Origin of the sequence: Pseudomonas sp. PDM15 (assembly GCF_014851565.1) — a bacterium.
GTDB lineage: Bacteria > Pseudomonadota > Gammaproteobacteria > Pseudomonadales > Pseudomonadaceae > Aquipseudomonas.
Map to the genome: position 1 here is coordinate 326,321 of NZ_JACVAA010000005.1, position 23,792 is coordinate 350,112.

The following is a 23,792-nucleotide window of genomic DNA, read 5'->3' on the forward strand; positions in this document are numbered from 1 at the left end:
CGCTCCTTAGTGACGCTGGGCCAGGTCGGGGTCAACCGACTGGGTTGCGGCGACATTGGTCGCGGGCGCGGTCTGCACTTCGGCACCGGGGCGAACGAACTGCAGGCCTTCGGTGATCAGCCTGTCACCCGGGTTGAGGCCCTTGGTCACCAGCCACAGGTTGCCGACGGTGCGGTCGGCCTCCAGCTGGCGCAGCTCGACCTTGTTCTCGGCATTCACCACCAGCGCGGTGGCCTGGCCCTTGAGGTCGCGGGTGATGCCCTGCTGCGGCGCGAGGATGGCCTGCTGGCGCACGCCGGAGCTGAGTTGGGCATGCACGAACATGCCCGGCAGCAGGTCGTGCTCGGGGTTGGGGAACACGGCGCGCAGGATCACCGAACCGGTGCCTTCATCCACCGACACCTCGGAGAATTCCAGGGTGCCCTCGTGGGCATACTCGCTGCCGTCTTCCAGCTTCAGCTTGACCTTGGCGGCATTGGCGCCGGCCTTTTCCAGCTGCCCGCTGGCCAGCTCACGACGCAGGCGCAACAGGTCCTTGGTCGGTTGGGTGACGTCGACGTAGATCGGGTCGAGCTGCTGGATGGTGGCCAGCGCAGCGGCCTGGCCGTTGTTGACCAGCGCGCCCTCGGTGACGGCGGAACGGCCGACACGACCGGAGATCGGCGCCAGCACCTTGGTGTAGCGCAGGTCGATGCGCGCCTTCTCCAGTGCGGCCTCGGCTTGCAGGCGGGCGGCTTCGGCCTCGTCGTAGGCCTGCTTGCTCACGGCCTGGTCGCTGATCAGGTCCTTGTAGCGCTCGGCCAGCGAGCCGGTCGAGGCCAGGGTGGCCTGGGCGCTCTTGTAGCTGGCCTGGTACACGGCCGGATCGATCTGATACAGCTGCTGCCCGGCCTTGACCTCCGAGCCTTCTTTGAACAGGCGCTTCTGCAGAATGCCGTCGACCTGCGGGCGTACCTCGGCGATGCGGTAGGCGCTGGTGCGCCCCGGCAGTTCGGCGGTGAGGGTGAAAGGCTGTGGCTGCAGGGTGACGATGCCTACCTGAGGCGTTTGCGCGGCGGGAGGCGCGGCGCCCTCCTGGCAACCGGCGAGCACCAACGTCGCCAGAGCGACGGCGGAAACCATGGCTGCGAGGGCTGGTTTCTTCTGCATCTGAATCGACCTCATGTCATAGACGGCCCGGTCAGAAGAGACCGGGCGCGGGGAAGGGAATCTGTTTGGCTGGTGCGGAAATATACTTACGTACTAGAATGTTTGTAAACGCGAAAGCTAACCGCTGATACAACTTTTCCCAACCTTTACACACTGCCCAGCATGGTCCGACGCACCAAAGAAGAAGCCGAAGAAACCCGTCAGAGCATCCTCGACGCCGCCGAGCACCTGTTCCATGAGCGTGGGGTTTCGCGCACCTCGCTGGCCGATATCGCCAGCGGCGCGGGGGTGACCCGCGGCGCCATCTATTGGCACTTCCAGAACAAGGTCGACCTGTTCCAGGCCATGCTAGAGCGCCTGCACCTGCCGCTGGAGGAGCTGGCCCAGGCCAGCGAACGCGAGGACGAGCCGAACCCGCTGGGACATACCCGCGAGCTGCTGGTGCGCCTGCTGCGCAACATCGAACTGGACCCGCAGACCCGGCGCATCCAGGAGATCCTGCAGCACAAGTGCGAGTACACCGACGACCTCGGCGACCTGCGCCAGAAGATGCAGGCGCTGCACCTGGAGTGCGACGAGCGGATCGAGAAGTCGCTACGCAACGCGGTCAGCAAGGGCCAGCTGCCGGCCGACCTCGACTGTCGCCGCGCCACCCTGTGCCTGCATGGTTATATCCATGGCCTGCAGGCCAACTGGCTATTGGCGCCGGGGGCAGACTCGCTGGCAGAACAGGCCGAGCGATTCGTCGATGCCCTGCTCGACATGCTGCGCTGCAGCCACGCCCTACGCCGTCGCTGAACTCCGGCGCAACAGCCAGAACGCCAGTCCGGCCGACACGCCTTCGAACAGCATGGCGTAGAGGTTGAAGGTCTGCTGCGCGCCGCCGTCCAGCCACAGGCCGCCCAGGCGCGCGACGAACAGGCTGGCGTAGAGCAGCACCAGCAGCATCAGCGCCGGGCGCAGCAGATCGGAACGCAGCAGCGCCAGGCCCAGCCACACCGCCAGGCCCAGTTGCAGGCCGCCGTAGTAGGCGCGCACGTCGGTGACCGAGGCCGGCGCCATCAGCAGCATGCCGCTGAGATTGGCCATCTCCTGGGGGCGGATGAAGTAGGCCAGGCCGAAGCCGGCGAGTAGCAGGGCCTGGATGGCCAACAGGATGCGGGCGGGCAGCATCGGCGATCTCTCCTGGTAGGGACACCGAGCATAGGCCTCGGCGTCGCAGACGGAAACAGTCCGGTGCTGGGACGCCTCGGGCCGTGGCGCTATCCTGCGACGAATCCATCCTGCCCGAGGAACCCGCCATGCGCCTCCTGCCTCTCGCCGCCCTGCTGTTCGCCAGCGCCACCCAGGCCGCCGAGCCCGTCACCATGGACGTCCATCGCGACGCCAATTGCGGCTGCTGCAAGGCCTGGATCAGCCATCTGCAAGACAACGGCATCCAGGTCAACGACCATGTCGAGAGTGACATGAGCGCAGTCAAACAACGCCTCGGCGTGCCGCCGCGCCTGGCCTCGTGCCACACCGGCGTGATCGACGGCAAATTCGTCGAGGGCCACGTGCCGGCCCGCGACATCCTCGCCCTGCAGGGCCGCCCCGACCTGCTCGGCGCCGCCGTACCCGGCATGCCGCATGGCTCGCCAGGCATGGAAACTGGCCGCGTGGACGCCTACCAGGTGATTGGCCTGGGCAAGAACGGCAAGGAGAGCGTGCTCGCCGACTATCCGGCCAAGTAACCACGGGCTGGCGCGCTCCCGCCGAGGCGACGACACTGTCAGCCTCGACGGACTGAAGGAGCGCGGCCATGCGCTGGGAACGAGGTAGACGCAGCGACAACGTGGTGGACGCCCGCGGCGGCGGTGGCGGCATGCGCTTCGGCGGTGGCAAGGGCCTGAGCCTGGGCGGCATCGCCATCGTCGTGGTGGTCGGCGTGCTGATGGGCCAGGACCCGCTGACCATCCTTGGCAACGTGGTCAACCAGGGCATGCAGCAGGGCGCTCCGGTGCAGGAACAACGCGCACCGGCGGCCAACGACCCGCAGAGCGAATTCGTCCGCGCCGTGCTGGGCGACACCGAGGACACCTGGCGCGCCATCTTCCAGGCCTCAGGCAAGCAGTACCAGGACCCCAAACTCATCCTCTTCAGTGGCGGCGTGCGCTCGGCCTGCGGCTTCGCTGACGCCGCCGTCGGCCCCTTCTATTGCCCCGGTGATCGCCAGGTGTATCTCGACCTGTCGTTCTTCCGCGAAATGGAAACCCGCTTCTCTGCCGCCGGCGACTTCGCCCAGGCCTACGTGATCGCCCACGAGGTCGGCCACCATGTGCAGACCCTGCTCGGCGTCTCGGCCAAGGTCAACGCGGCGCGCCAGCGTGGAGAGCGGGTGGAAGGCGACAATGGCCTGGTGGTGCGCCAGGAGCTGCAGGCCGACTGCCTGGCCGGCGTCTGGGCGCACCACGCCCAGCAGCGCCTGAACTGGCTGGAACCGGGCGATCTGGAAGAGGCGCTGAACGCTGCCAACGCCATCGGCGACGACCGCCTGCAGAAGCAATCGCGCGGCACCGTGGTGCCAGACTCCTTCACCCATGGCACCTCGGCCCAGCGCATGCGCTGGTTCCGCACCGGCTTCGACCATGGCGAACCGGGGCGCTGCGATACCTTCAAGGCCGCCCGCCTCTAGGCCTGGGCTTTTTCCTGATAGGCCTTGGGCGATACGCCGAACCAGCCCTTGAACGCCTTGTAGAAGGCGCTCGGTTCGGCGAAGCCCAGCTCGCGGCTGAGCTGCTCGATACGGCAGTCCGCCTGGCGCAGACGCCGCAGCGCATGCTCGCGGCGCACCTCGGCGAGCAGCTCGGAAAAGCTGCAACCTTCCTCGCGCAGGTGGCGGTGCAGGGTCTGCCGGCTGGTGCGTAACCGCCGCGCCACCGCCTGCACCGAGAAGGCGCCATCCACCAAACCCAGTTCGATCAGGTGCAGCACCTGCTGGCGCAGGCTGTGGTGGCTCGGCAGCTGCGCCTGCATGTCGCTGACCCGCTGCAGCAGCAGGCCCTTGAGGTAGTCGTTGCCGCTGTGCAGCGGCAGCTGCATGTCCTCCGCCGCCATCTCGATATAGTCCAGCGGCTCGCCGAAACGCACCGGGCAACCGAGTATCTGCCGGTAGCTGGCAGAGCCGGCCAGCGGCATGTGGCGGAAGCCCACCAGCAACGGCAGCAGGCGTACGCCACTCATCTGCCGGCCCCAGCACAGGGCCGAGCTCAGGCTGTATTCGCAGGCCGGCGGATGGTTGACCAGCGGCGCGGTGAACAGGAAGCAGATGCGCACCCGCTCGCCGAGCAGCTCCACGCGCAGGTTCTCGCACTCGCTCATCACCGGGCTGTGCTGGCTGAACAGCTGCAGCGCCTCGCCGATGGTCGCGCTCATCGCCGCCAGGCTGGCCACCGGGCCGCGGGTGCGCAGGCCGCGCTGCTGACCGAGGAGTAGACCGATGTCGGCCGGCGCTCCGCGTTCCGCCGCCAACTGCCACAGGCGCAGCAACCAGGCCACCGGGATGCGCGCCTCCAGGTCCAGGCGCGGCTCCGGCGCCAAGCCCAGCTCGACGAGGTCGTCCGGCCCCACCAGCTGCAACTGGCGCAGGCTTTGGTAGAGGTCCAGCAGCAGCGATGCGGTGGCACTCGGGGCGGAGTCCAGCATGGTCGGCAAATCCTTTCACCTGTGGCGGGGTCGCTCGATTGTGCGCCGCCCATGAGACGAATTGCCAGTCCCTTGCGACCGCAGGCTATCAACAGCCCGACGCGGCCTTGCGTAGATTGCGGGGAATAACAACAACACCTCAGGATCTGCCATGAGCCATCCCGCCGTTATCACCCTGCCGCGCCTGCTGTCGCGCGTGCCCTACCTGCTCGCCGGCCTGCCCGGCATCATCCGCGGCCTGCGCCTCGCCAGTCGCGCACGCGGTAGTGCCGTCGGCGGCCTGGCCGATTGCGTGGAGCGCGCCACTCGCGGCAACCCCGACGGCCTCGCGCTGATCCAGGGTGACGAGCAGCTGACCTACGCCGAGTTCGACCAGTGGACCAATCGCCTGGCCCACCGCCTACGCGCCGGCGGCCTGCAACAGGGCGACTGCGTCGTGCTGCTGATGGACAACCGCCTGGAGCTGCTGGCCTGCGTCACCGCCTGCGCCAAGCTCGGCATGGTGGTGGCGCTGCTCAACAACAGCCAGCGCGGCCAGGTGCTGGCCCACAGCATCAACCTGGTGAAGCCACGCGTCGCCCTGGTCGGCGAAGAGCTGCTGGGTGCCTTCGAAGAGGTGCAGGAACAGCTGCAGCTGCCGGCCGACGGCCGCTACTACTTCGCCGACCGCCCGACCTGGCGCGACCCCGGCCAAGCCCCGAGTGGCTGGCAGCACCCGGCCGCCGATCTGGCCGCGCACACAGACAGCAAGCCGCTGCTGACGCGCCCCGTGCAGGCCGAGGATCCCTGCTTCTACATCTACACCTCCGGCACCACCGGGCTGCCCAAAGCCGTGGTGTTCAACCACGGCCGCTTCCTCAAGGGCTACGGCATCTTCGGTTTCGGCGCCGTGCGCCTGAGCCGCTACGACCGCCTGTACTGCAGCCTGCCCTTCTACCACGCCACCGCCATGGTGGTGTGCTGGGGCTCGGTGCTGTCAGCCGGGGCCGCGCTGATCATGGTGCGGCGCTTCAGCGCCAGCCGCTTCCTCGACGAAGTGCGCCGCCACGGCGCCACCGCCTTCGGCTATGTCGGCGAGCTGTGCCGCTACCTGCTGGACCGCCCGGCCAGCCCGGACGATTCCGACAACCCGCTGCGCATCATGGTCGGCAACGGCATGCGCCCGGCCATCTGGGGCACCTTCAAGCAGCGCTTCGGCATTGAGCGGGTGGTCGAGTTCTACGCCTCCAGCGAGAGCAACATCGGCTTCACCAACCTGCTCAACCTGGACAACACGGTGGGCTTCACCCCCTATCCCTACGCCATCGTCCGCTACGACCGCGACAGCGAGGCGCCGCTGCGTGACGAACAAGGCCGCCTGCAACGGGTGAAGCCCGGCGAGCCCGGCCTGCTGATCGGCGAGATCACCGCGAAGACGCCGTTCCACGGCTACACCGACCCGGCCAAGACCGAGAGCTGCATCCTGCGCGACGTGTTCAAGTCGGGCGACGCCTGGTTCAACACCGGCGACCTGATGCTGCACCAGGGCTGGCGCCACGCCCAGTTCGTCGACCGCCTCGGTGACACCTTCCGCTGGAAGGGCGAGAACGTCTCCACCACCGAGGTGGAAACGGTGCTGGACAGCATCGAAGGCGTCGGCGAGGCGGTGGTCTACGGCGTGGAAATCGCCGGCACCAACGGCCGCGCCGGCATGGCCTGCATCCGCCTGGATCGCGCGCCGGCCGAGTTCGACTTCCAGGGCCTGCTCACTGAGCTGCGCCGCGAGCTGCCGCACTACGCCGTGCCGCTGTTCCTGCGCCTGAGCGAGAAGATGGAGACCACCGGCACCTTCAAGCACAAGAAGGCACCACTCAAGGACCAGGGCTTCGACCCGGCACGCTGCACCGACCCGCTGTATGCCTGGCTACCAGGCACGGAGAACTACGTGGCGGTCAGCACCGAGCTGCATAGGGCGATTCAGGGCGGCGAGTATCGCTACTGAAGGGCGGCCAGCAGCGCCTGGCAATCCAAGGCATGGTGATCCGTCAGCTCCGGCCAGGGATTGTCCGGCAGGTTGACCAGCACGCCCTGTGCACCGGCGGCTCGGGCGCAGTCGAGGTCGAAACGGTAGTCGCCGACCATGACCATCTCGCCCGGCTGCACACCCCAGCGCGCTGCCAGTTGCAACAGGCCGTCCGGGTCGGGCTTGGGAATAGCCTCGCCGCGACCGATCACATCGGCCGTGTCGAAGCAATCGCCGAGGCCGATGGCGGCCAGGGTCAGCAGCGCCAGTTCGTGGGCGTTGCGGGTGAGAATGCCGAGGCGGCAGCCACGCTGGTGCAGCGCGCGCACCAGATCCACGGCGCCGACAGCAGCCACCGAGCCGATAGCCAGCTCGCGCTCATGCTCCAGCAGCCAGGCGTGCTTGGCAGCGGCCTCGTCCGCCGGCAGCGCGGCCAGGTGGTGGAGGATGTCCTGGTCCTGGGGAATGCCCAGCGCGCGCTTGATCGCCGGGAAGTCATGCACGGCCACCGTCAGGGTGCCGTCCATGTCGAATACCCAATGGCGCGCTGCTCTTAACCTCACTTCCAGTCCTCGCGCAGGCGGGTCAGCCCCTCCTGGCAGGACGAGGCGACCAGTTGGCCGGCGCGATTGAAGATGCTGGCGCGGGCGAAGCCGCGGGCGTTGCCGGCCCAGGGGCTGTCCATGGCGTACAGCAGCCAGTCGTCCATGCGCAGGTCGCCGTGGAACCACAGGGCATGGTCGAGGCTGGCCACCTGCATGAACTTCTGGAACACCGACACCCCATGCGGCTGCATCGAGGTGGTCAGCAGGTTGAAGTCGCTGGCGTAGGCCAGCAGCAGCTTGTGCAGCTGCGGCTCGGCCGGAAGCGGACCGGCGGCGCGGAACCACACGTACTTCACCGGATCGCAGGGCTGCGGGGCGAAGGGGTTGATGCGGGTCACCGGGCGGATCTCGATCGGCTTGTCGCTGGTCATCCGCTCGCGCATGCGCTCGGGGATCAGGTGCGCCACCTGGCGCGCCAGGTCGGTCTCCGAGGGCAGGCCCTCGGGGCCGGGCACGTCGGGCATCGGCAGCTGGTGATGGAAGCCGTTCTCCTCGGCCTGGAACGAGGCGCTGCAGGTAAAGATCGGCTGACCCTTCTGGATCGCCGTGACCCGCCGGGTGCTGAAGCTGCCGCCGTCGCGCACGCGGTCGACGCTGTACACCACCGGCAATGCGGCATCGCCGGGGCGCAGGAAGTAGCCGTGCAGCGAGTGCACGTGGCGCGCCTCTTCTACCGTCTGGTTGGCCGCCGACACGCACTGGCCGAGCACCTGGCCGCCGAACAGTTGACGGAAGCCCAGGTCCTGACTACGCCCACGGAACAGGTTTTCCTCGATCTGCTCCATGCTCAGCAGGGACACCAGATCATCCAGCACTTGGCTCATACATCGCTCCTCGGCGGCACACGCAATTCAGAATAGGCTGGCGCGCTGCTCAGGCGTTCGTCCCACACCGCGCGGCCAATGGTGAAATGGTAAAGGCTTTGCCAGCGGCTGTCGGCCAGTTCCAGCAATTCGTGCACCTGATCGTCGAAGAAGCAGCCGATGCCGGTACCGGACAGCCCCGCCGCCTCGGCCTCCAGATACAGCAGTTGGCCGATCTGCCCGCACTCCCAGTACAAGCGCGGATAACGCCAGATGCTCTCGGCCAGCGCCTCATCGAAACGCGCCAGCATGGCCAGGGCCACGCAGCCATCGCTGGCGATGTCCTGGCCGCAGGAGAGGAAGCCGGCCAGGCCACGGGCATCACCTTCGAGCAGGCGGTACAGCGGGAGCTCCTCATGCACGCGCTGCCAGACGAAATCCGCTCGCAGCCCCTCCGGCTGGGGCTGGCCGTCGCAACGGGCCAGCCAGTACAACCCCGGCTCCAGGCCCTGCACGCGATGGACGAACAGCAGCAGATCGACCTGTGCCGGCTCACAGCTCAGCGCGAAAGGCACAGGCGAGTTCGCTGGCAACAGGCGCCGCAGCCAGGCGAACAGCAGCTCGGCCTGGATGCCGCTGCGACCGTCGAACGCCTGGGCGCTGCGCCGCCGATGCAGGATCGGCCGCAACGGCAGGCCGGGATTGTCGCTGCCGTCGTGGCCACTCGGCGCTTGCCAGCTCAGCCCTGTCAGGGCAGGTGCGCGACATAGCGCATGCACCCGCACCAGCTCCGGCCATTCGCGGTACTGGCGCGACAGGCGATTGGGTGCGCCAGTCACCTCCAGCGCTGCCAGCCCGCGCAGCAGCGTCTCGGGCAAGGTGAATTCCCTATCCTGGGCGGGCCCGATCCACAGCAGGCAGTCGCCATGCTCGGTCTCGTGGAAGCCCTCACGATCCAGCCCCAGCAGGCCATCCAGCCGCGCTTCGGCGACACCGCGCAGCAGCCGCACCTGCCAGCCCTGGATGGCGGCGGCAATGCTCAGGCAGGCCAGCGCGTGGCCGAGGTCGTGCTGGCAGTAGCGATAGGCCCGCTCGCCGTATTTCCAGGCCTCGCGCCAGGGGATGCTGGCCAGCCCCAACAGGAAGCCGCCGGTCGGCAATGCGGCCTGCAACTGCTCGCCCAACGGCGGCGGCAGCTCGGCGCGAATCTCCAGGCCGTGCGCATCAGGCGCGTAATGCGCCAGCAGTCCCGGCTTCTCGACACTGCCCGGCGGCAGCAGAAGATAGGCCTCGGTCGGATGCAGGTTGCCGGACGACGGATTGACCCGCAGCGCCCAGCGATTACCGCCGGCCTCCTTCCAGGCGGACAGGGCCAGGCTGTCATACAGCAGCTGCGAGAGGCTGGTGCGGTTCAGCAGAGCCGGCGCGCCAATCGGCCCGGCGAACGGCGTGTCGTAACCCGGCGTCTCCTCCAGCGGGCGCTGCCACAGCTCGATCAGACGAGCCCCGGCATAGCGACGAAAGGGGGCCGGCTGAGTCGCCCAATCCAGCTGACCAGGCCCCGGCGCATAGGCATTCGGCGCATGCTTGCTCAGCGCGTGATAGGCGCGCACCTGCTGCTCAGCGTCCACGCCAGTCCTCCCGATCGATGCGATAGAGCCAGTGCGCGCGCAGCGGATGGCCGACCGGAAGGCCGGGATGCTCAAAGTCGTCAGCCAGATCGCGGCGCATACCCAGGCGCTCCATCAGCCCCCAGGAGCGCACATTGCCCGGCACGGTGAAGGCCACCACCTCGCTCAACTCCAGCTCCTCGAAAGCGAACTGCAACGAACGCCGCGCCGCCTCCAGCGCATAGCCCTGGTCCCAGAACGGCCGAGCCAGACGCCATCCGGTTTCCACCGCCGGCACGAAGGGTGCTGCAAAGCCAACTCGCGCCAGCCCGGTGAAACCGATCACCGCGCCATCCTCGCGGCGCTCCAGACACCAGAAGGTGAAGCCATGCTCGGCCTGGTGCGCCATCAGCTTGCCGAGCAGCTCGGCGCTGCCGGCGTGGTCCAGCACGGCGGGAAAATGCGCCATCACTTCGGGATCGGCGCACAGCTGCGCCAGGGCGTCGAGATCGTCTTCGCGCCAGGGCCGCAGGATCAGGCGCTCGCTGGTCAGGGTCGTGGTCATATACTGGGCTCGCCTAGTTTTTCAAATGGCTGCGAGAGTTGCTCATTATGCTGCCGCTGGTTTACCACGACGACTACAGCCCGCCCTTCCCGGCCAACCACCGCTTCCCCATGGAAAAGTTTCGCCTGCTGCGCGACCACCTGGTGGACAGCGGCCTGGTGCGCGACGAAGAGCTGCATCGCCCCGAGATCTGCCCACCGGACATCCTCGCCCTGGCCCACTGCCCGGACTATATCGAGCGCTTCGCCAGCGGCGCGCTCACCCATCAGGAACAGCGCCGCCTGGGCCTGCCCTGGAGTGAAGCGCTGGCCCGGCGCACCGTGCGCGCGGTGGGCGGCTCACTGCTGGCCGCCGAACTGGCGCTCGAACACGGCATCGCCTGCCACCTGGCCGGCGGCACTCACCATGCGCACTTCGCCGAGGGTTCCGGCTTCTGCATCTTCAACGACCTGGCAGTGATGGCCCGCTACCTGCTGGAAAGCGGCCGCGTCGGCCGGGTGCTGATCTACGACTGCGACGTGCACCAGGGTGACGGCACAGCGCGCCTGCTGGAGAACGTGCCCGACGCCATCACCGTATCGCTGCACTGCGAGAAGAATTTCCCGACGCGCAAGGCCAGGAGCGACTGGGACATCGGCCTGCCAATCGGCATGGGCGACGCCGACTACCTCAAGGTGGTGCACGACAGCCTGGGCTACCTGCTGGCCCTGTACCAGCCGGATATCGTGCTGTACGACGGCGGCGTCGATGTGCACAAGGACGACCGTCTCGGTTACCTGCAACTGACCGACGCCGGCATCGCCGCCCGCGACGAAGCGGTGTTCCGCCATTGTCTGGAGCGCGATATCCCGGTGGTCGGGGTGATCGGCGGCGGCTACGACCAGGACCGCGCCCTGCTTGCACGCCGCCACGGCATCCTGCATCACAGCGCCGCGCGGGTACTCCAGGCGCTACGCGGCTAGCCGCACGAATAGCGCGTTGCTAGGATCGCCGCCTCACCGACAGGAAGTTGCCCATGCCAAGCCAGCCCACCGATGCCACACAGGTCTACTGCCGCTATTGCGGTACGAGCATCGGACACCTGGACAACCTGTGCCCGGCCTGCAACGCCGAGCAGAATCTCAAGCCGCGCAGCCAGTTGGTCGCTGGCCTGCTCGCCCTGTTTCTCGGCGGTCTGGGCGTGCACCGCTTCTACCTGGGCCAGTGGTGGGGCATCTTCTACTTTCTGCTGTGCTGGAGCGGCGTGCCCATGCTGATCGCCCTTGTGGAGGCGGTCGCCTTCCTGACAGCCGACAAGCAACACTGGAAATCCCGTTACGGCCATACCGATGGCAGCAGCTGGTTTATCGCCATCGTCAGCCTTGGCCTGCTGTTCATATTCATCGTGTTGATCGCCGCCGCGCTGATCGGGGATACGCCGGCAACGCCAACCGACTTCAGCGAACTTTTGCTGGAGCGGCCGGACTGAAAGCCTGTCCGCAGTCCTGAGTGCCGCATCGCGGAGGCAAAGGCCGTACCCGCACAGCGCCTCGCGGGTGATGCGCGCGGCGGGCTTGGGTTAACCAGCTAGAACTTTATCCAGCGCCTGTTCGAGAGTGGCCACCGTGCGCTCGACATTGCTCAGCTTGTCCAGGCCGAACAGGCCGAGGCGGAAGGTCTGGAAGTCTGCCGGTTCGTCGCACTGCAGCGGTACGCCAGCGGCGATCTGCAGGCCCTGGGCGGCGAACTTGCTGCCGTTCTTGATCTGCGCATCGTCGGTGTAGCAGACCACCACACCGGGCGCCTCGAAGCCTGGCGCGGCGACACTCTTGAAGCCCCTGCCGGCGAGCAGAGCGCGCACGCGCTGGCCGAGCTCGCGCTGCTGCTGGCAGACCTCGGCGAAGCCATTGGCCTCGGCCTCCTTCATCGCATCGCGGAAACGCGCCAGGGCGTCGCTGGGCATGGTCGCGTGGTAGGCATGGCCGCCCTGCTCGTAGGCCTGCATGATCTGCAGCCACTTCTTCAGGTCGCAGGCGAAGCTGCTGCTCTGGGTCGCCTCGACTCGGGCCTGGGCCGCCGCGCTGAGCATCACCAGGGCGCAGCAGGGCGAGGCACTCCAGCCCTTCTGCGGCGCGCTGATCAGCACGTCGACACCGCAGGCCTGCATGTCTACCCACAGCGTGCCGGAAGCGATGCAGTCGAGCACGAACAGGCCGCCCACCGCGTGCACGGCATCGGCCACGGCGCGAAGGTAGTCGTCGGGCAGGATCATCCCCGAGGAAGTCTCCACATGCGGCGCGAACACCACCTGCGGCTTCTCCTTGGCGATGGTCGCCAGCACCTCGGCCAGCGGTGCCGGGGCATAGGCCGCCTGAGCACCAGCAGCTACCGGACGGGCCTTGAGCACGGTGGAGGCAGCGGGGATCTGGCCCATCTCGAAGATCTGCGTCCAGCGATAGCTGAACCAGCCATTGCGGATCACCAGGGTCTTCTGCCCGGTCGCCAACTGGCGCGCCACCGCCTCCATGCCGAAGGTGCCGCTGCCGGGCACCACGGCCACGGCGTGGGCGTTGTAGACGCGCTTCAGGGTGCTGGAAATATCGCGCATCACGCCCTGGAAGGTCTGCGACATATGGTTGAGGGAGCGGTCGGTGTAGACCACCGAATATTCGAGCAGACCTTCAGGATCGACACTGGGATAGAGGCCGGACATGACACTCACTCTGGCTGGGATTGATGCCCAGACCCTGCCCGAAGCCCGCGCAGATGACAAGGCTGGCGACCGATGCGTCGGGTAGAATGCCGCTTTGCCATCGCCTGCCTCGCCCCGCCATGACCGACACCACTACCCTTTCCAAGCCTCTGGTTGCCATTATCGGCGGCGGCCCCGCCGGCCTGATGGCCGCCGAAGTGCTGGCGGCCGGTGGTGCGCGGGTCGAGCTGTTCGATGCCATGCCATCGGTCGGACGCAAGTTCCTGCTGGCCGGGGTCGGCGGCATGAACATCACCCATTCCGAGGCCAAGGCGCCCTTCCTCGCCCGCTACCGCGAGCGTGAGCAGGAGATCGCCGCGCTACTGGCGGACTTCGATGCCGAGGCCCTGCGCGCCTGGATTCACGGCCTGGGCATCGACACCTTTGTCGGCACCTCTGGCCGCGTGTTTCCCACCGATATGAAGGCCGCGCCGCTGCTGCGCGCCTGGCTCAAGCGCCTGCGCGAGGCCGGGGTGGTCATCCATACACGCAGCCGCTGGCTGGGCTGGAATGACCAGGGCGAGCTGCGTATTGCCGGTGTCGATGGCGAACGCCTGCTGCTAGCAGACGCCTGCGTATTGGCCCTCGGCGGCGGCAGCTGGGCACGACTCGGCTCGGACGGCGCCTGGGTAGCGCTGCTGGAACAGCGCGGGGTCGAGGTCTCGCCACTGCGTCCGGCCAATAGCGGTTTCGAGGTGGCTGTCTGGAGCGAACACCTGCGCGGCAAGTTCGCCGGTGCGCCGCTGAAGAATGTGACCCTGGCATTGGATGGCGAGTCGCCGCGGCGTGGCGAGTTCGTGCTCACCGAGCACGGCATCGAGGGCAGCCTGGTCTATGCACTGTCCGCCGCCATCCGCCAGCGCATCGAGCGGGATGGCCGCGCGCTGGTGCGCCTGGATCTGCAGCCGGATCGCGATCTGGAGAAAGTCACTGCGCTGCTATGTAAGCCACGCGGCTCGGCGTCGATGGCCAAGCACCTGCATCGCCAGCTCGGCCTGGACGGCGCCAAGGCCGCACTGCTGCGCGAGCTGACCAACGCCGAGGACTTCGCCGACATGAGCCGCCTGGCGCGGGCGATCAAGGCACTGCCCATCGAACTGCTGCGTACCCGTCCACTGGACGAGGCCATATCCAGCGCCGGGGGCGTGACCTTCGCTGCCATGAACGAGCAGCTGATGCTGCGTGCCCTGCCCGGCACCTTCTGCGCAGGCGAGATGCTCGACTGGGAGGCCCCAACCGGCGGCTACCTGCTCACCGCCTGCTTCGCCAGCGGCCGCGCCGCCGGCCTGGGCGCGCTGGAGTGGCTCAACCGGCGGTAGAGCGGGCTCGGGAGCCCACCATACTCCCCGAAAGCGTTGCTACCTGCGGCGAGTACAGCCTACGGATTAGCGCGGAGCCACCGGGCGCTTGCCCGGCTTCTTGCTGGCAGGCTTGCCGGCGCCGGATTTCTCTGCCTTGCGCCGGGCCTCGGCGGCGGCCTTGGCCTGTTCGCGCTTGTCCCAGGTCTTGCTGCCGTCGCTGCCACGCGGTGGCAGACCGGTGTGCTGGGTGAGGATGCGCCCGCCGCCCTGCGGCTTGCCGCCACCGTTGCCGGCGACTTTCTTGCTGCCGGCCGGGGTCGAGTTCTTGCGGCGGGCGCTTTGGTACTCGTCGGTCTGCGGCTGATAGGTCGGGATCAAGTGGTGCTTGCCGTTGCCGATCAGATCGCTGCGGCCCATGCGCTCCAGCGCCTCGCGCAGCATCGGCCAGCCCTTCGGGTCGTGGTAGCGCAGGAAGGCCTTGTGCAAGCGGCGCTGCTGCTCGCTCTTGACGATGGTCACGCCGTCGCTCTTGTAGGTGACCTTGCGCAGCGGGTTCTTGCCCGAGTGGTACATGGCCGTGGCCGACGCCATCGGCGACGGATAGAAGGCCTGCACCTGATCGGCGCGGAAGTCGTTGCGCTTGAGCCACAGGGCGAGGTTCATCATGTCCTCGTCGGTGGTGCCCGGGTGCGCGGCGATGAAGTACGGGATCAGGTACTGCTCTTTGCCTGCTTCCTTCGAGTACTTCTCGAACATGCGCTTGAACTTGTCGTAGCTACCGATGCCCGGCTTCATCATCTGATTCAGCGGGCCTTCCTCGGTGTGCTCCGGGGCGATCTTCAGGTAGCCACCGACGTGGTGGGTGACCAGCTCCTTGACGTACTCCGGCGACTCCACGGCGAGGTCGTAGCGCAGGCCGGAGGCGATCAGAATCTTCTTCACGCCCGGCAGGGCACGGGCCTTGCGGTACAGCTCGATCAAGGACGAGTGGTCGGTGTTCAGGTTCGGGCAGATGCCGGGGAACACGCACGACGGCTTGCGGCACGCGGACTCGATCTCCGGGCTCTTGCAGGCGATGCGGTACATGTTGGCGGTCGGCCCGCCGAGGTCGGAGACCACGCCGGTGAAGCCCGGCACCTTGTCGCGCATCTCCTCGATCTCGCGGATGATCGATTCGTGCGAACGGTTCTGGATGATGCGGCCCTCGTGCTCGGTGATCGAGCAGAAGGTGCAGCCGCCGAAGCAGCCACGCATGATGTTGACCGAGAAGCGGATCATCTCGTAGGCCGGGATCTTCGCCTTGCCATAGGCCGGGTGCGGCACGCGCGCGTAGGGCATGCCGAACACGTAGTCCATTTCCTCGGTGGTCATCGGGATGGGCGGCGGGTTGAACCACACATCCACCTCGCCATGCTTCTGCACCAGGGCGCGGGCGTTGCCCGGGTTGGTCTCCAGGTGCAGCACGCGGTTGGCGTGGGCGTAGAGCACTGGGTCGTTGCGCACCTTCTCGAAGGACGGCAGGCGGATCACGGTCTTGGCGCGGGTCATCTTCGGGCTGGGCAGCAGCTCGACGACCTTGGCTTCGTTGGGATCTTCCTGAGGTCCCTTCTCCTGCTCGATGGCGCAGGCGGCGGTGTCCTGGGTGTTGACGTAGGGGTTGATGATCTTGTCGATCTTGCCCGGACGGTCGATGCGGGTGGAATCCACCTCGTACCAGCCTTCCGGCGTATCACGGCGGATAAAGGCGGTGCCGCGCACGTCGGTGATGTTCTCGACCGCCTCGCCGAAGGCCAGGCGCTGGGCGATCTCGACCACGGCGCGCTCGGCATTGCCGTACAGCAGGATGTCGGCGGTGGCGTCCATCAGGATCGAGCGGCGCACCTTGTCCTGCCAGTAGTCGTAGTGCGCGATGCGGCGCAGCGATGCTTCGATGCCGCCGAGGACCACGGGGGTCTGGCTGTAGGCTTCCTTGCAGCGCTGGCTGTAGACCAGGCTGGCGCGGTCCGGGCGGGCGCCGGCCAGGCCGCCGGGGGTGTAGGCGTCGTCCGAGCGGATTTTCTTGTCCGCGGTGTAGCGGTTGATCATCGAGTCCATGTTGCCCGCCGCCACGCCGAAGAACAGGTTCGGCTGGCCGAGCTTCATGAAGTCGTCCTTCGAGCGCCAGTCCGGCTGGGCAATGATGCCCACGCGGAAGCCCTGGGACTCGAGCAGGCGGCCGATGATGGCCATGCCGAAGGACGGGTGATCGACGTAGGCGTCACCGGTGACGATGATGATGTCGCAGCTGTCCCAGCCGAGCTGATCCATCTCTTTCCGGCTCATCGGCAGGAAGGGTGCGGGACCAAAGCACTCGGCCCAGTACTTGGGATAGTCGAACAGCGGCTTGGCGAGTTGCATGTTTTTTGATCAACCGGGCTTTCACGGGGGCGCGGAATATAGCACAAAAAACATACAGAATCCGACTCCGACGCTCAGTTGCTCATGCGCAGCCATGCTGTCAATTTGTGATCACGGTCACTTCCATGGCTATACTCGGGCCTGGTTGCAAAACGCCAGCCCGAACCCGGAACAAGGAGTCCCCAGGTGCGACGCTCGATCCCGCATGCGCTGCTGTTGATGTTGTGCCTGAGCCTGCTCGGCGGGCGCCTGCACGCCGCCGTCCAGCTGCAGGCGAATAGCAGCGGGCAACAGCTGAACGGGCAGATCATGCTGCTGGAAGATGTCGGCGGCCGGCTGGGCATCAGCGACATGGCCGACCCGGCCGTGCAGCAGCGCTTCGTGCCGGCCAAGGGCCTGGCCAGCGTCGGACAGAACCCAAATCCCTGGTGGATAAAGCTGGAGCTGCAGCGCAGCGCCGACGCCCCCAAACGCTGGTGGCTGGAGATCGGCGCGGTGACCCAGCTCGACCTGCAGCTGTATACACCCGACGGCAAGGGCGGCTGGAACCAGCGCCAGGTCGGCGAGCGGGTCAGCTTCGCCGAGGGCCGCGACCATGACTACCGACGCCCAGTGCTGCAGTTGCCGGAGTTGGGCGAAACGCCACAGACCTTCTACCTGCGCAGCTTCGACCCCGCCGGCAACTCCTTTCCGCTGCGGGTCTGGCAGCTGGACGGCCTGGACCACCTGGCCAGCCAGGAGAACCTGGGCCTTGGCCTGATCTACGGCATCATCGCCGCCCTGCTGCTGTACAACCTGTTCATCTTCTTCACTCTGCGCGACACCGCCTACTTCTGGTACGTACTGACCACCGCCGGCGCCCTGCTGCTGATCGTCAGCATGAGCGGCCACGGCTTCCAGTATCTGTGGCCGGACGCGCCGGTGCCATTCTGGCTGGACCGCATCACCCTGCCCTCGCTGTGGGGGTTCTGCGCCTGCCGTTTCACCCAGACCCTGCTGCAGACCCGCATCCATGTGCGCTGGGCCCACCACCTGCTGAGCCTGGCCTGCGTCTGCTACGTGATCGCCATCGGCATGGAGGCCTTCGGCCTGCGCGGCGCCTCGGCCTGGCTGATCGCCCTGCTGTCGCTGACCAGCATTCCCGCGGCGCTCGGCTCGGCGATGATCCGCTGGCGCCAGGGCTACTTCCCCGCCCTGCTCTACCTGTTCGGTTACGGTCTGATCCTCGGCAGCATCAGCCTGGCACTGATGCGCTCCACCGGCCTGGTGCAACCGGCCACCTGGAACGCCTATGTGTTCCCCCTGGCGGTAGCGGCCGAGTCGATCCTGTTCTCCTTCGCCCTGGCCTACCGCATTCAGACGCTCAAGCAGGAGAAGGCCGAGGCCCTGCTGCAGGCCGACCGCGAGAAGACCGCACGCCTGGCGCAGATGCAGGCCAGCGCCGACGAACTGCAGGAAGCGGTGCGCCTGCGCACCATAGAGCTGGCTCAGGCCAACCAGCAACTGTGCGAGCGCGAGCAGCGCCTGCAGCATGCCGCCTTCCACGATCCGCTGACCGAACTGCCGAACCGCCGCTACCTGATCGAACGCGCCGAAGTGGCGCTGGCCGACGCCCAGCGGCGCGGCGAATCGGTGGCGCTGATGCTGGTCGACCTCGATCACTTCAAACCGATCAACGACCGCTACGGCCACGATGCCGGCGACCTGATGCTGCGCACCATCGGCCATCGTCTGCGCGAGCATGTACGCACCAACGACATGGTGGCGCGCCTGGGCGGCGACGAGTTCGCCGTGCTGGTGTGTGGCCCGGATGCCCAGCAGCACGCCCAGGAGATCGCCGCGCGCCTGCTCGGCGAACTGTCGCGGCCGGTGCTGTACGGCGCCAACCGCCTGGCGGTGACCATCAGCATCGGCGCCGCGCTCTATCCGCAGCATGCGCTGCAGTTCAGCGGCCTGTACAAGTCGGCCGACGAGGCCATGTACCGGGCCAAGCAGCGCGGCCGCTCGGGCTTCGTGCTGCAGGGCTGCGACGGCGAGCTGAGTCCGCAGACCTGCCTGATGCTGGACGTGCTCAAGGTGCCCAGCGGGTTGAGCTGAGTTCGATCAGGCCTTGTAGCGCCGCGGCACGCGCGCGGTGACCTTGGTCAGCAACTCGTAGCCGATGGTGCCGGCAGCCTGGGCCACCTCGTCCACCGCCAGGTTGGCGCCCCACAGCTCCACCGTGTCGCCAACAGCGGCCTCGGGCAGATCGCTCAGATCGACCGTGAGCATATCCATCGATACCCTGCCGGCCAGCGGCACGCGCTGCCCACGGATCAGCACCGGCGTGCCGCTTGGTGCATGACGCGGATAACCGTCCGCATAGCCGCAACTCACCGTGCCGATGCGTGACGCGCGCTCGGCGACCCAGCCGGCGCCGTAGCCGACGCTCTCACCCACCGCCACCTCGCGCACGGCGATCAGCTGGGCGCTCAGGCTCATGGCCGGTTGCAGGCCCAGCTCGGCGGCGGACAGGTCGGCGAACGGCGTAGCGCCGTAGAGCATGATGCCGGGACGGATCCAGTCCATGTGCGCGGCCGGAATCATCAGCAGCGCAGCGGAGTTGGCCAGGCTGCGCTGATCGAAATCCAGGTCGAGCAGATCGAGGAAGCACTCCAGCTGCACCTCGGTCAGGCTGTGGCCGCGCTCGTCGGCGCAAGCGAAGTGGCTGAGCAGGTTCAGCTCGGCTACCTGCGGCGCCGCGCGCAGGCGCGGGAACAGCTGGCGCACAGTCTCGGGCGCAAGGCCCAGACGGTGCATGCCGGAGTCGAGCTTGAGCCAGATATTCAGCGGCCGCGACAGGCTGGCGGCGAGCAGCGCCTCGATCTGCTCGGCGCCCTGCAGCACCAGATCCAGCCCCAGATGGGCGGCCATCGGCAGCTCATCGGCGCTGAAGCAGCCCTCCAGCAGCAGGATGCGCGCCGTGCCTTGCATGGCGCGCACCTCGGCGGCCTCCTCCAGGCTGGCCACGGCAAAGCCGTCGGCCTCGTCGTGCAGGGCGCTGATCACCTCGCGCACGCCATGCCCATAGGCATTCGCCTTGACCACCGCGAACGCCTGCCGACCCGGCGCACAGCGCTTGGCCAGGGCGTAGTTATGGCGAATGGCGGCCAGATCGATGGTGGCGACGAGGGGACGCATGAGCAACTTCCGGAAAGAAAACGGGCGCCCATCTTAACCGCTGGGCGCCCGTTTTCATTGAGCAGGATCAGCCTTGCGAAGGGTCAATCTTCTTCGAAGTTGTACAGGCCCGGCGCGAGGTTGTCGAAGCGCGTGTACTTGCCGATGAACGCCAGGCGGCAGGTACCGATGGGGCCGTTACGCTGCTTGCCGATGATGATTTCGGCGACGCCCTTGTACTCGGTCTCCGGGTGATACACCTCGTCACGGTAGACGAACATGATGATGTCGGCGTCCTGCTCGATCGCTCCGGATTCACGCAGGTCGGAGTTGACCGGGCGCTTGTTGGGGCGCTGCTCCAGGGAGCGGTTGAGCTGCGACAGGGCGATCACCGGGCAGTTGAATTCCTTGGCCAGGGCCTTGAGCGAGCGCGAGATCTCGGAGATCTCGTTGGTCCGGTTGTCGCCACTGGAACCCGGGATGCGCATCAGCTGCAGGTAGTCGACCATGATCATGCCGATATCTCCGTGCTCGCGGGCCAGGCGGCGGGCGCGGGCGCGCATCTCGGTCGGCGAGATGCCAGCGGTATCGTCGATGAACAGCTTGCGCTCGTTGAGCAGGTTGACCGCCGAGGTCAGGCGCGGCCAGTCATCGTCGTCCAGCTTGCCGGAACGCACCTTGGTCTGGTCGATGCGGCCGAGCGAGGAGAGCATACGCATCACGATCGAGTCGCTGGGCATCTCCAGGGAGAACACCAGGATCACCTTGTCGGAACGCAGCACCGCGTTCTCCACCAGGTTCATGGCGAAGGTGGTCTTACCCATGGACGGACGGCCGGCGACGATCACCAGGTCGGCCGGCTGCAGGCCGCTGGTCATGCCGTCCAGGTCGGTAAAGCCGGTGGAGATGCCGGTCAGGCCCTCGTTGGTGTTGAACAGCTCGTCGATGCGGTCGATGGTCTTGACCAGGATCTCGTTGATCCCCACCGGGCCGCCAGCCTTGGGTCGCGCCTCGGCGATCTGGAAGATCTGTCGCTCGGCCTCGTCGAGCACTTCCACCGCGCTCTTGCCCTGGGGCGCGTAGGCCATGTCGGCGATGTCGTTGCTGATACCGATCAGCTGACGCAGGGTGGCGCGCTCGCGGATGATCTGCGCATAGGCCTTGATGTTGGCTACCGACGGCGTGTTCTTGGCTAGCTCGCCCAGGTAGGCCAGGCCGCCGACCTGGCTCAGGTGGCCTTCCTTGTCCAGCTGCTCGGACAGGGTCACCACGTCGAACGGCGAGTTGCGCTCGGCCAGGGTGACAACGGCGCGGAAGATCAGGCGGTGATCATGCCGATAGAAGTCGCCATCCGACACCGCGTCGGAGACCCGCTCCCAGGCGTTGTTATCGAGCATCAGGCCGCCCAGCACGGCCTGTTCGGCCTCGATGGAGTGCGGCGGCACCTTGAGGGCCGCGGTTTCCAGGTCGTACTGCTGGGGGACGCTGATGTCGTTCATGGCACCTGTGATTCCATACGCTCAGAGGCCTTGGCAAAACCGCACGGCTTGGCCAAGGGCTCTAGAAAAAACAACGGGCACGCACCGCGAAGCGATGAGTGCCCGATTGTCGGCAGGCCCGCACCTTCGTGCAAGCCCACTGGGTCGCTTGCCTTAGGCAGCTACCACGATCACCTTGACGGTGGCTTCCACGTCGGTGTGCAGGTGCACAGCTACGTCGAATTCGCCGACCTGGCGGATGGTGCCGTTCGGCAGACGAACTTCGGCCTTGGACACTGCAACGCCGGAGGCGGTCAGGGCTTCGGCGATGTCGTGGGTACCGATGGAACCGAACAGCTTGCCTTCGTCACCGGCCACGGCAGTGATGGTGACTTCCAGCTCGGCCAGCTGAGCAGCGCGAGATTCGGCGGAAGCCTTCTTCTCGGCAGCGGCTTTTTCCAGCTCGGCGCGACGAGCTTCGAACGCAGCAACGTTCTCGGCGGTAGCGGCGGTAGCCTTGCCCTGCGGCAGCAGGTAGTTACGGCCGTAACCGGCCTTGACGTTGACCTTGTCGCCCAGGTTGCCCAGGTTGGCGATTTTTTCCAGCAGGATAACTTCCATTTGGGTCTTACCTCTTAACTTTTAACCTTCACCGTTCGCGGGGCCGGCGCCGTTATTGCGCGTTTGGCGACCGCGAAAATCCATCAGACTGTCGACGATGGCCAAGGCCACCAGTAACGGATAAACCAGCTGCATAAACAGCAGCAGCGATACATACAGCCCCACCAGCCAGAACCTGGCCAGGCGCCCTGCGGCAGCCAGACCATGCAGCAGGGCCACCCCGGCAAACGCCAGTGGCACGCTGCACATCGGCGTCAGCATGGCCAGCTCGAGACCCAGATTGGGCGCCAGGAGCATGACCGCCAACAGGCCGAAGGCCAGTGGTGGCGGCAGGCGCAGAGCACGAAACTCAAGCCCGAAACCGCCGGGGTTGTACAAGATCGACTGCCAGTACCGCCCGAGCATCAGGCAGAGCAGGCTGACGATCTGCAGTAACGCAGCCATCAATCCGGTAAGCACCGGGGTGATCAGCGACTCCAGGCGGGTCCGCTCTTCTACCGACATCTGCTGGTAGACCCCATCGAGCATCTGCGGCATGAGCTTGTACAGCTCACCCGCCATTGCCGCGATGGGTTCGCGGAACACCGCACCCAGAATCACGCCATACACCAGACCGAGGGCGATGCTTGCCAGCACCACTCGAACCCAGGCGTGACCGGCGCGCAACAACAACGCCAGCCCCAGCGAACCGAGCAGCACCAGCAGGGTGCGCGGCTCACCGAAATGCCACCAGCCCAGGGCCGGCAGCAATGCCCAGGCGAGGATGCCAATGGCATCTCTCGGCCCCCGCCGCAGCAGCACCAGGCAGCTGGTGGCGGCACTCAACCAGAACAACAGCGGCACTGCCGCCGATCCGACCACCACCAGGGTGGCCTGCATACGGCCGCGCATGATGAACTCAGCCAAGGCGCGCATGCGGTTTATCCCTTACAACTTTGTCGACGATCTGCTCTCAACGGCCGTGGCTGTCGGTGTAGGGCAGCAGGGCCAGGTAGCGGGCGCGCTTGATAGCGACGGCCAGCTGACGCTGGTACTTGGCCTTGGTACCGGTGATACGGCTAGGAACGATCTTGCCGGTTTCGGAAACGTAGGCTTTCAGGGTGTTGAGATCTTTGAAGTCGATCTCTTTCACGCCTTCAGCGGTGAAACGGCAGAATTTACGACGACGGAAGAAACGTGCCATGAATGTGGCTCCTCAATAGATCCGTGGATTACTCGTCAGCGTTGTCGCTGCTGTCACCGTCATCGCCTTCGGCGGTTTCGGTTTCAACGCGATCACGGCGCTCGCGGCGCTCGCTGCGGTTTTCTTCGGCCTTGAGCATCTCGGACTGACCGGTAACGGCTTCGTCGCGGCGGATGATCAGGTTACGGATCACAGCGTCGTTGTAGCGGAAGTTGTCTTCCAGCTCGGCCAGGGCCTTGCCGCTGCACTCAACGTTCAGCATCACGTAGTGAGCCTTGTGAACGTTGTTGATGGCGTAGGCCAGTTGACGACGGCCCCAATCTTCCAGACGGTGGATTTTGCCGCCGTCTTCTTCGATCAGCTTGGTGTAACGCTCGACCATGCCGCCGACTTGCTCGCTCTGGTCCGGGTGAACCAGAAAGATGATTTCGTAATGACGCATGAATGCTCCTTACGGGTTGTAGCCTGCCAACAGAAGGTGGTCAGGCAAGGAGTGAATGACTC

At 66.6% G+C, this 23,792-nt stretch carries 23 protein-coding genes; 8 read left to right on the top strand and 15 right to left on the bottom strand.

The features are described 5' to 3' along the window. Positions 1-6: 6 nt before the first annotated feature. Complete coding sequence (locus IB232_RS16160) at positions 7-1,149, bottom strand: efflux RND transporter periplasmic adaptor subunit (protein WP_192399628.1); 1,143 nt, start codon at positions 1,147-1,149, stop codon at positions 7-9. A 162-nt stretch (positions 1,150-1,311) separates the two neighbouring features. Between IB232_RS16160 and IB232_RS16165 the strand changes: the two genes are divergently transcribed. Continuing rightward, a complete protein-coding gene (locus IB232_RS16165) occupies positions 1,312-1,947 on the top strand; it encodes a TetR family transcriptional regulator (RefSeq protein ID WP_192399629.1) in 636 nt (211 codons plus the stop codon). Here the strand turns inward: IB232_RS16165 and IB232_RS16170 are convergent. Next, a complete protein-coding gene (locus tag IB232_RS16170; protein WP_192399630.1) occupies positions 1,933-2,322 on the bottom strand; it encodes a DUF4345 domain-containing protein in 390 nt (129 codons plus the stop codon). The genes IB232_RS16165 and IB232_RS16170 overlap by 15 nt on opposite strands. Before the next feature lie 128 nt (positions 2,323-2,450). On the opposite strand from IB232_RS16170, the gene IB232_RS16175 reads away from it, so the two are divergent. Both IB232_RS16175 and IB232_RS16180 read left to right on the top strand, forming a co-directional pair. Continuing rightward, positions 2,451-2,882 (top strand): DUF411 domain-containing protein, encoded by a 432-nt coding sequence (locus tag IB232_RS16175; protein WP_192399631.1) that lies wholly within the window; start codon positions 2,451-2,453, stop codon positions 2,880-2,882. A 68-nt stretch (positions 2,883-2,950) separates the two neighbouring features. Next, a complete protein-coding gene (locus tag IB232_RS16180; RefSeq protein ID WP_192399632.1) occupies positions 2,951-3,823 on the top strand; it encodes a neutral zinc metallopeptidase in 873 nt (290 codons plus the stop codon). On the opposite strand, the gene IB232_RS16185 is transcribed toward IB232_RS16180, so the two are convergent. After that, positions 3,820-4,833, bottom strand: coding sequence for an AraC family transcriptional regulator (locus IB232_RS16185; RefSeq protein ID WP_192399633.1), 1,014 nt, complete (start codon positions 4,831-4,833; stop codon positions 3,820-3,822). The two genes, IB232_RS16180 and IB232_RS16185, sit on opposite strands and share 4 nt — an antisense overlap. 151 nt (positions 4,834-4,984) lie before the next feature. Between IB232_RS16185 and IB232_RS16190 the strand changes: the two genes are divergently transcribed. Further along, positions 4,985-6,814: a long-chain-acyl-CoA synthetase gene (locus IB232_RS16190; RefSeq protein ID WP_192399634.1), complete on the top strand. Its 1,830-nt coding sequence runs from the start codon at positions 4,985-4,987 to the stop codon at positions 6,812-6,814. Here IB232_RS16190 and IB232_RS16195 read toward each other — a convergent pair. From IB232_RS16195 to IB232_RS16210, 4 genes are read right to left on the bottom strand one after another with little or no spacing between them, the layout of a single operon-like run. After that, positions 6,808-7,398, bottom strand: a complete 591-nt coding sequence (locus IB232_RS16195) for an HAD family hydrolase (protein ID WP_192399635.1) — start codon at positions 7,396-7,398, stop codon at positions 6,808-6,810. The genes IB232_RS16190 and IB232_RS16195 overlap by 7 nt on opposite strands. Beyond that, the gene (gene tesB, locus IB232_RS16200) at positions 7,395-8,264 is read right to left on the bottom strand and encodes an acyl-CoA thioesterase II (RefSeq protein ID WP_192399636.1); all 870 of its coding nucleotides are present in this window, start codon (positions 8,262-8,264) and stop codon (positions 7,395-7,397) included. Before tesB ends, IB232_RS16195 begins: the two co-directional genes overlap by 4 nt. Continuing rightward, positions 8,261-9,874, bottom strand: coding sequence for a SagB/ThcOx family dehydrogenase (locus tag IB232_RS16205; RefSeq protein WP_192399637.1), 1,614 nt, complete (start codon positions 9,872-9,874; stop codon positions 8,261-8,263). The genes tesB and IB232_RS16205 overlap by 4 nt, the downstream gene beginning before the upstream one ends. Beyond that, positions 9,864-10,418 (bottom strand): GNAT family N-acetyltransferase, encoded by a 555-nt coding sequence (locus IB232_RS16210; protein WP_192399638.1) that lies wholly within the window; start codon positions 10,416-10,418, stop codon positions 9,864-9,866. The genes IB232_RS16205 and IB232_RS16210 overlap by 11 nt, the downstream gene beginning before the upstream one ends. Positions 10,419-10,465: 47 nt before the next feature. Here IB232_RS16210 and IB232_RS16215 point away from each other — a divergent pair, with 47 nt between their 5' ends. Both IB232_RS16215 and IB232_RS16220 read left to right on the top strand, forming a co-directional pair. Continuing rightward, the gene (locus IB232_RS16215; protein ID WP_225592343.1) at positions 10,466-11,380 is read left to right on the top strand and encodes a histone deacetylase; all 915 of its coding nucleotides are present in this window, start codon (positions 10,466-10,468) and stop codon (positions 11,378-11,380) included. Positions 11,381-11,433: 53 nt separating this feature from the next. After that, complete coding sequence (locus tag IB232_RS16220) at positions 11,434-11,886, top strand: TM2 domain-containing protein (protein ID WP_192399639.1); 453 nt, start codon at positions 11,434-11,436, stop codon at positions 11,884-11,886. Positions 11,887-11,976: 90 nt separating this feature from the next. On the opposite strand, the gene IB232_RS16225 is transcribed toward IB232_RS16220, so the two are convergent. Next, positions 11,977-13,110, bottom strand: coding sequence for an aminotransferase class V-fold PLP-dependent enzyme (locus IB232_RS16225; protein ID WP_192399640.1), 1,134 nt, complete (start codon positions 13,108-13,110; stop codon positions 11,977-11,979). A 119-nt stretch (positions 13,111-13,229) separates the two neighbouring features. Here IB232_RS16225 and IB232_RS16230 point away from each other — a divergent pair, with 119 nt between their 5' ends. Then, on the top strand, positions 13,230-14,468 hold the full coding sequence (locus tag IB232_RS16230) for a TIGR03862 family flavoprotein (RefSeq protein WP_192399641.1): 1,239 nt from the start codon (positions 13,230-13,232) through the stop codon (positions 14,466-14,468). A 66-nt stretch (positions 14,469-14,534) separates the two neighbouring features. Here the strand turns inward: IB232_RS16230 and IB232_RS16235 are convergent, their stop codons facing one another. Beyond that, on the bottom strand, positions 14,535-16,847 hold the full coding sequence (locus IB232_RS16235; protein WP_192399642.1) for a YgiQ family radical SAM protein: 2,313 nt from the start codon (positions 16,845-16,847) through the stop codon (positions 14,535-14,537). Between the two features lie 219 nt (positions 16,848-17,066). On the opposite strand from IB232_RS16235, the gene IB232_RS16240 reads away from it, so the two are divergent. Next, positions 17,067-18,944 carry a diguanylate cyclase gene (locus tag IB232_RS16240; RefSeq protein ID WP_192399717.1) on the top strand — a complete coding sequence of 626 codons (1,878 nt, stop codon included), beginning with the start codon at positions 17,067-17,069 and terminating at the stop codon, positions 18,942-18,944. Positions 18,945-18,950: 6 nt separating this feature from the next. Here IB232_RS16240 and alr read toward each other — a convergent pair whose 3' ends face one another. From alr to rpsF, 6 genes are all read right to left on the bottom strand, one after another. Continuing rightward, the gene (alr, locus tag IB232_RS16245) at positions 18,951-20,027 is read right to left on the bottom strand and encodes an alanine racemase (protein ID WP_192399643.1); all 1,077 of its coding nucleotides are present in this window, start codon (positions 20,025-20,027) and stop codon (positions 18,951-18,953) included. An 83-nt stretch (positions 20,028-20,110) separates the two neighbouring features. Beyond that, positions 20,111-21,505 (bottom strand): replicative DNA helicase, encoded by a 1,395-nt coding sequence (dnaB, locus tag IB232_RS16250; RefSeq protein ID WP_137970826.1) that lies wholly within the window; start codon positions 21,503-21,505, stop codon positions 20,111-20,113. 153 nt (positions 21,506-21,658) lie between these two features. Beyond that, entirely contained in the window at positions 21,659-22,105 is a 447-nt protein-coding gene (rplI, locus tag IB232_RS16255; protein ID WP_192399644.1) for a 50S ribosomal protein L9, read from the bottom strand. A gap of 21 nt (positions 22,106-22,126) precedes the next feature. After that, a complete protein-coding gene (locus IB232_RS16260; protein ID WP_192399645.1) occupies positions 22,127-23,020 on the bottom strand; it encodes a hypothetical protein in 894 nt (297 codons plus the stop codon). Between the two features lie 37 nt (positions 23,021-23,057). Continuing rightward, positions 23,058-23,288, bottom strand: coding sequence for a 30S ribosomal protein S18 (gene rpsR / locus IB232_RS16265; protein WP_043310391.1), 231 nt, complete (start codon positions 23,286-23,288; stop codon positions 23,058-23,060). Positions 23,289-23,316: 28 nt separating this feature from the next. Then, positions 23,317-23,730: a 30S ribosomal protein S6 gene (gene rpsF, locus IB232_RS16270; protein ID WP_192399646.1), complete on the bottom strand. Its 414-nt coding sequence runs from the start codon at positions 23,728-23,730 to the stop codon at positions 23,317-23,319. Positions 23,731-23,792 lie beyond the last annotated feature (62 nt).

What these genes read in the sequence shown, in the direction of transcription:
- IB232_RS16160 (WP_192399628.1), bottom strand. Translation starts at nt 1,149, where the DNA reads ATGCAGAAGAAACCAGCCCTCGCAGCCATGGTTTCCGCCGTCGCTCTG.
- IB232_RS16165 (WP_192399629.1), top strand. Translation starts at nt 1,312, where the DNA reads ATGGTCCGACGCACCAAAGAAGAAGCCGAAGAAACCCGTCAGAGCATC.
- IB232_RS16170 (WP_192399630.1), bottom strand. Translation starts at nt 2,322, where the DNA reads ATGCTGCCCGCCCGCATCCTGTTGGCCATCCAGGCCCTGCTACTCGCC.
- IB232_RS16175 (WP_192399631.1), top strand. Translation starts at nt 2,451, where the DNA reads ATGCGCCTCCTGCCTCTCGCCGCCCTGCTGTTCGCCAGCGCCACCCAG.
- IB232_RS16180 (WP_192399632.1), top strand. Translation starts at nt 2,951, where the DNA reads ATGCGCTGGGAACGAGGTAGACGCAGCGACAACGTGGTGGACGCCCGC.
- IB232_RS16185 (WP_192399633.1), bottom strand. Translation starts at nt 4,833, where the DNA reads ATGCTGGACTCCGCCCCGAGTGCCACCGCATCGCTGCTGCTGGACCTC.
- IB232_RS16190 (WP_192399634.1), top strand. Translation starts at nt 4,985, where the DNA reads ATGAGCCATCCCGCCGTTATCACCCTGCCGCGCCTGCTGTCGCGCGTG.
- tesB (WP_192399636.1), bottom strand. Translation starts at nt 8,264, where the DNA reads ATGAGCCAAGTGCTGGATGATCTGGTGTCCCTGCTGAGCATGGAGCAG.
- IB232_RS16210 (WP_192399638.1), bottom strand. Translation starts at nt 10,418, where the DNA reads ATGACCACGACCCTGACCAGCGAGCGCCTGATCCTGCGGCCCTGGCGC.
- IB232_RS16215 (WP_225592343.1), top strand. Translation starts at nt 10,466, where the DNA reads ATGCTGCCGCTGGTTTACCACGACGACTACAGCCCGCCCTTCCCGGCC.
- IB232_RS16220 (WP_192399639.1), top strand. Translation starts at nt 11,434, where the DNA reads ATGCCAAGCCAGCCCACCGATGCCACACAGGTCTACTGCCGCTATTGC.
- IB232_RS16225 (WP_192399640.1), bottom strand. Translation starts at nt 13,110, where the DNA reads ATGTCCGGCCTCTATCCCAGTGTCGATCCTGAAGGTCTGCTCGAATAT.
- IB232_RS16230 (WP_192399641.1), top strand. Translation starts at nt 13,230, where the DNA reads ATGACCGACACCACTACCCTTTCCAAGCCTCTGGTTGCCATTATCGGC.
- IB232_RS16235 (WP_192399642.1), bottom strand. Translation starts at nt 16,847, where the DNA reads ATGCAACTCGCCAAGCCGCTGTTCGACTATCCCAAGTACTGGGCCGAG.
- IB232_RS16240 (WP_192399717.1), top strand. Translation starts at nt 17,067, where the DNA reads ATGTTGTGCCTGAGCCTGCTCGGCGGGCGCCTGCACGCCGCCGTCCAG.
- alr (WP_192399643.1), bottom strand. Translation starts at nt 20,027, where the DNA reads ATGCGTCCCCTCGTCGCCACCATCGATCTGGCCGCCATTCGCCATAAC.
- dnaB (WP_137970826.1), bottom strand. Translation starts at nt 21,505, where the DNA reads ATGAACGACATCAGCGTCCCCCAGCAGTACGACCTGGAAACCGCGGCC.
- rplI (WP_192399644.1), bottom strand. Translation starts at nt 22,105, where the DNA reads ATGGAAGTTATCCTGCTGGAAAAAATCGCCAACCTGGGCAACCTGGGC.
- IB232_RS16260 (WP_192399645.1), bottom strand. Translation starts at nt 23,020, where the DNA reads ATGCGCGCCTTGGCTGAGTTCATCATGCGCGGCCGTATGCAGGCCACC.
- rpsR (WP_043310391.1), bottom strand. Translation starts at nt 23,288, where the DNA reads ATGGCACGTTTCTTCCGTCGTCGTAAATTCTGCCGTTTCACCGCTGAA.
- rpsF (WP_192399646.1), bottom strand. Translation starts at nt 23,730, where the DNA reads ATGCGTCATTACGAAATCATCTTTCTGGTTCACCCGGACCAGAGCGAG.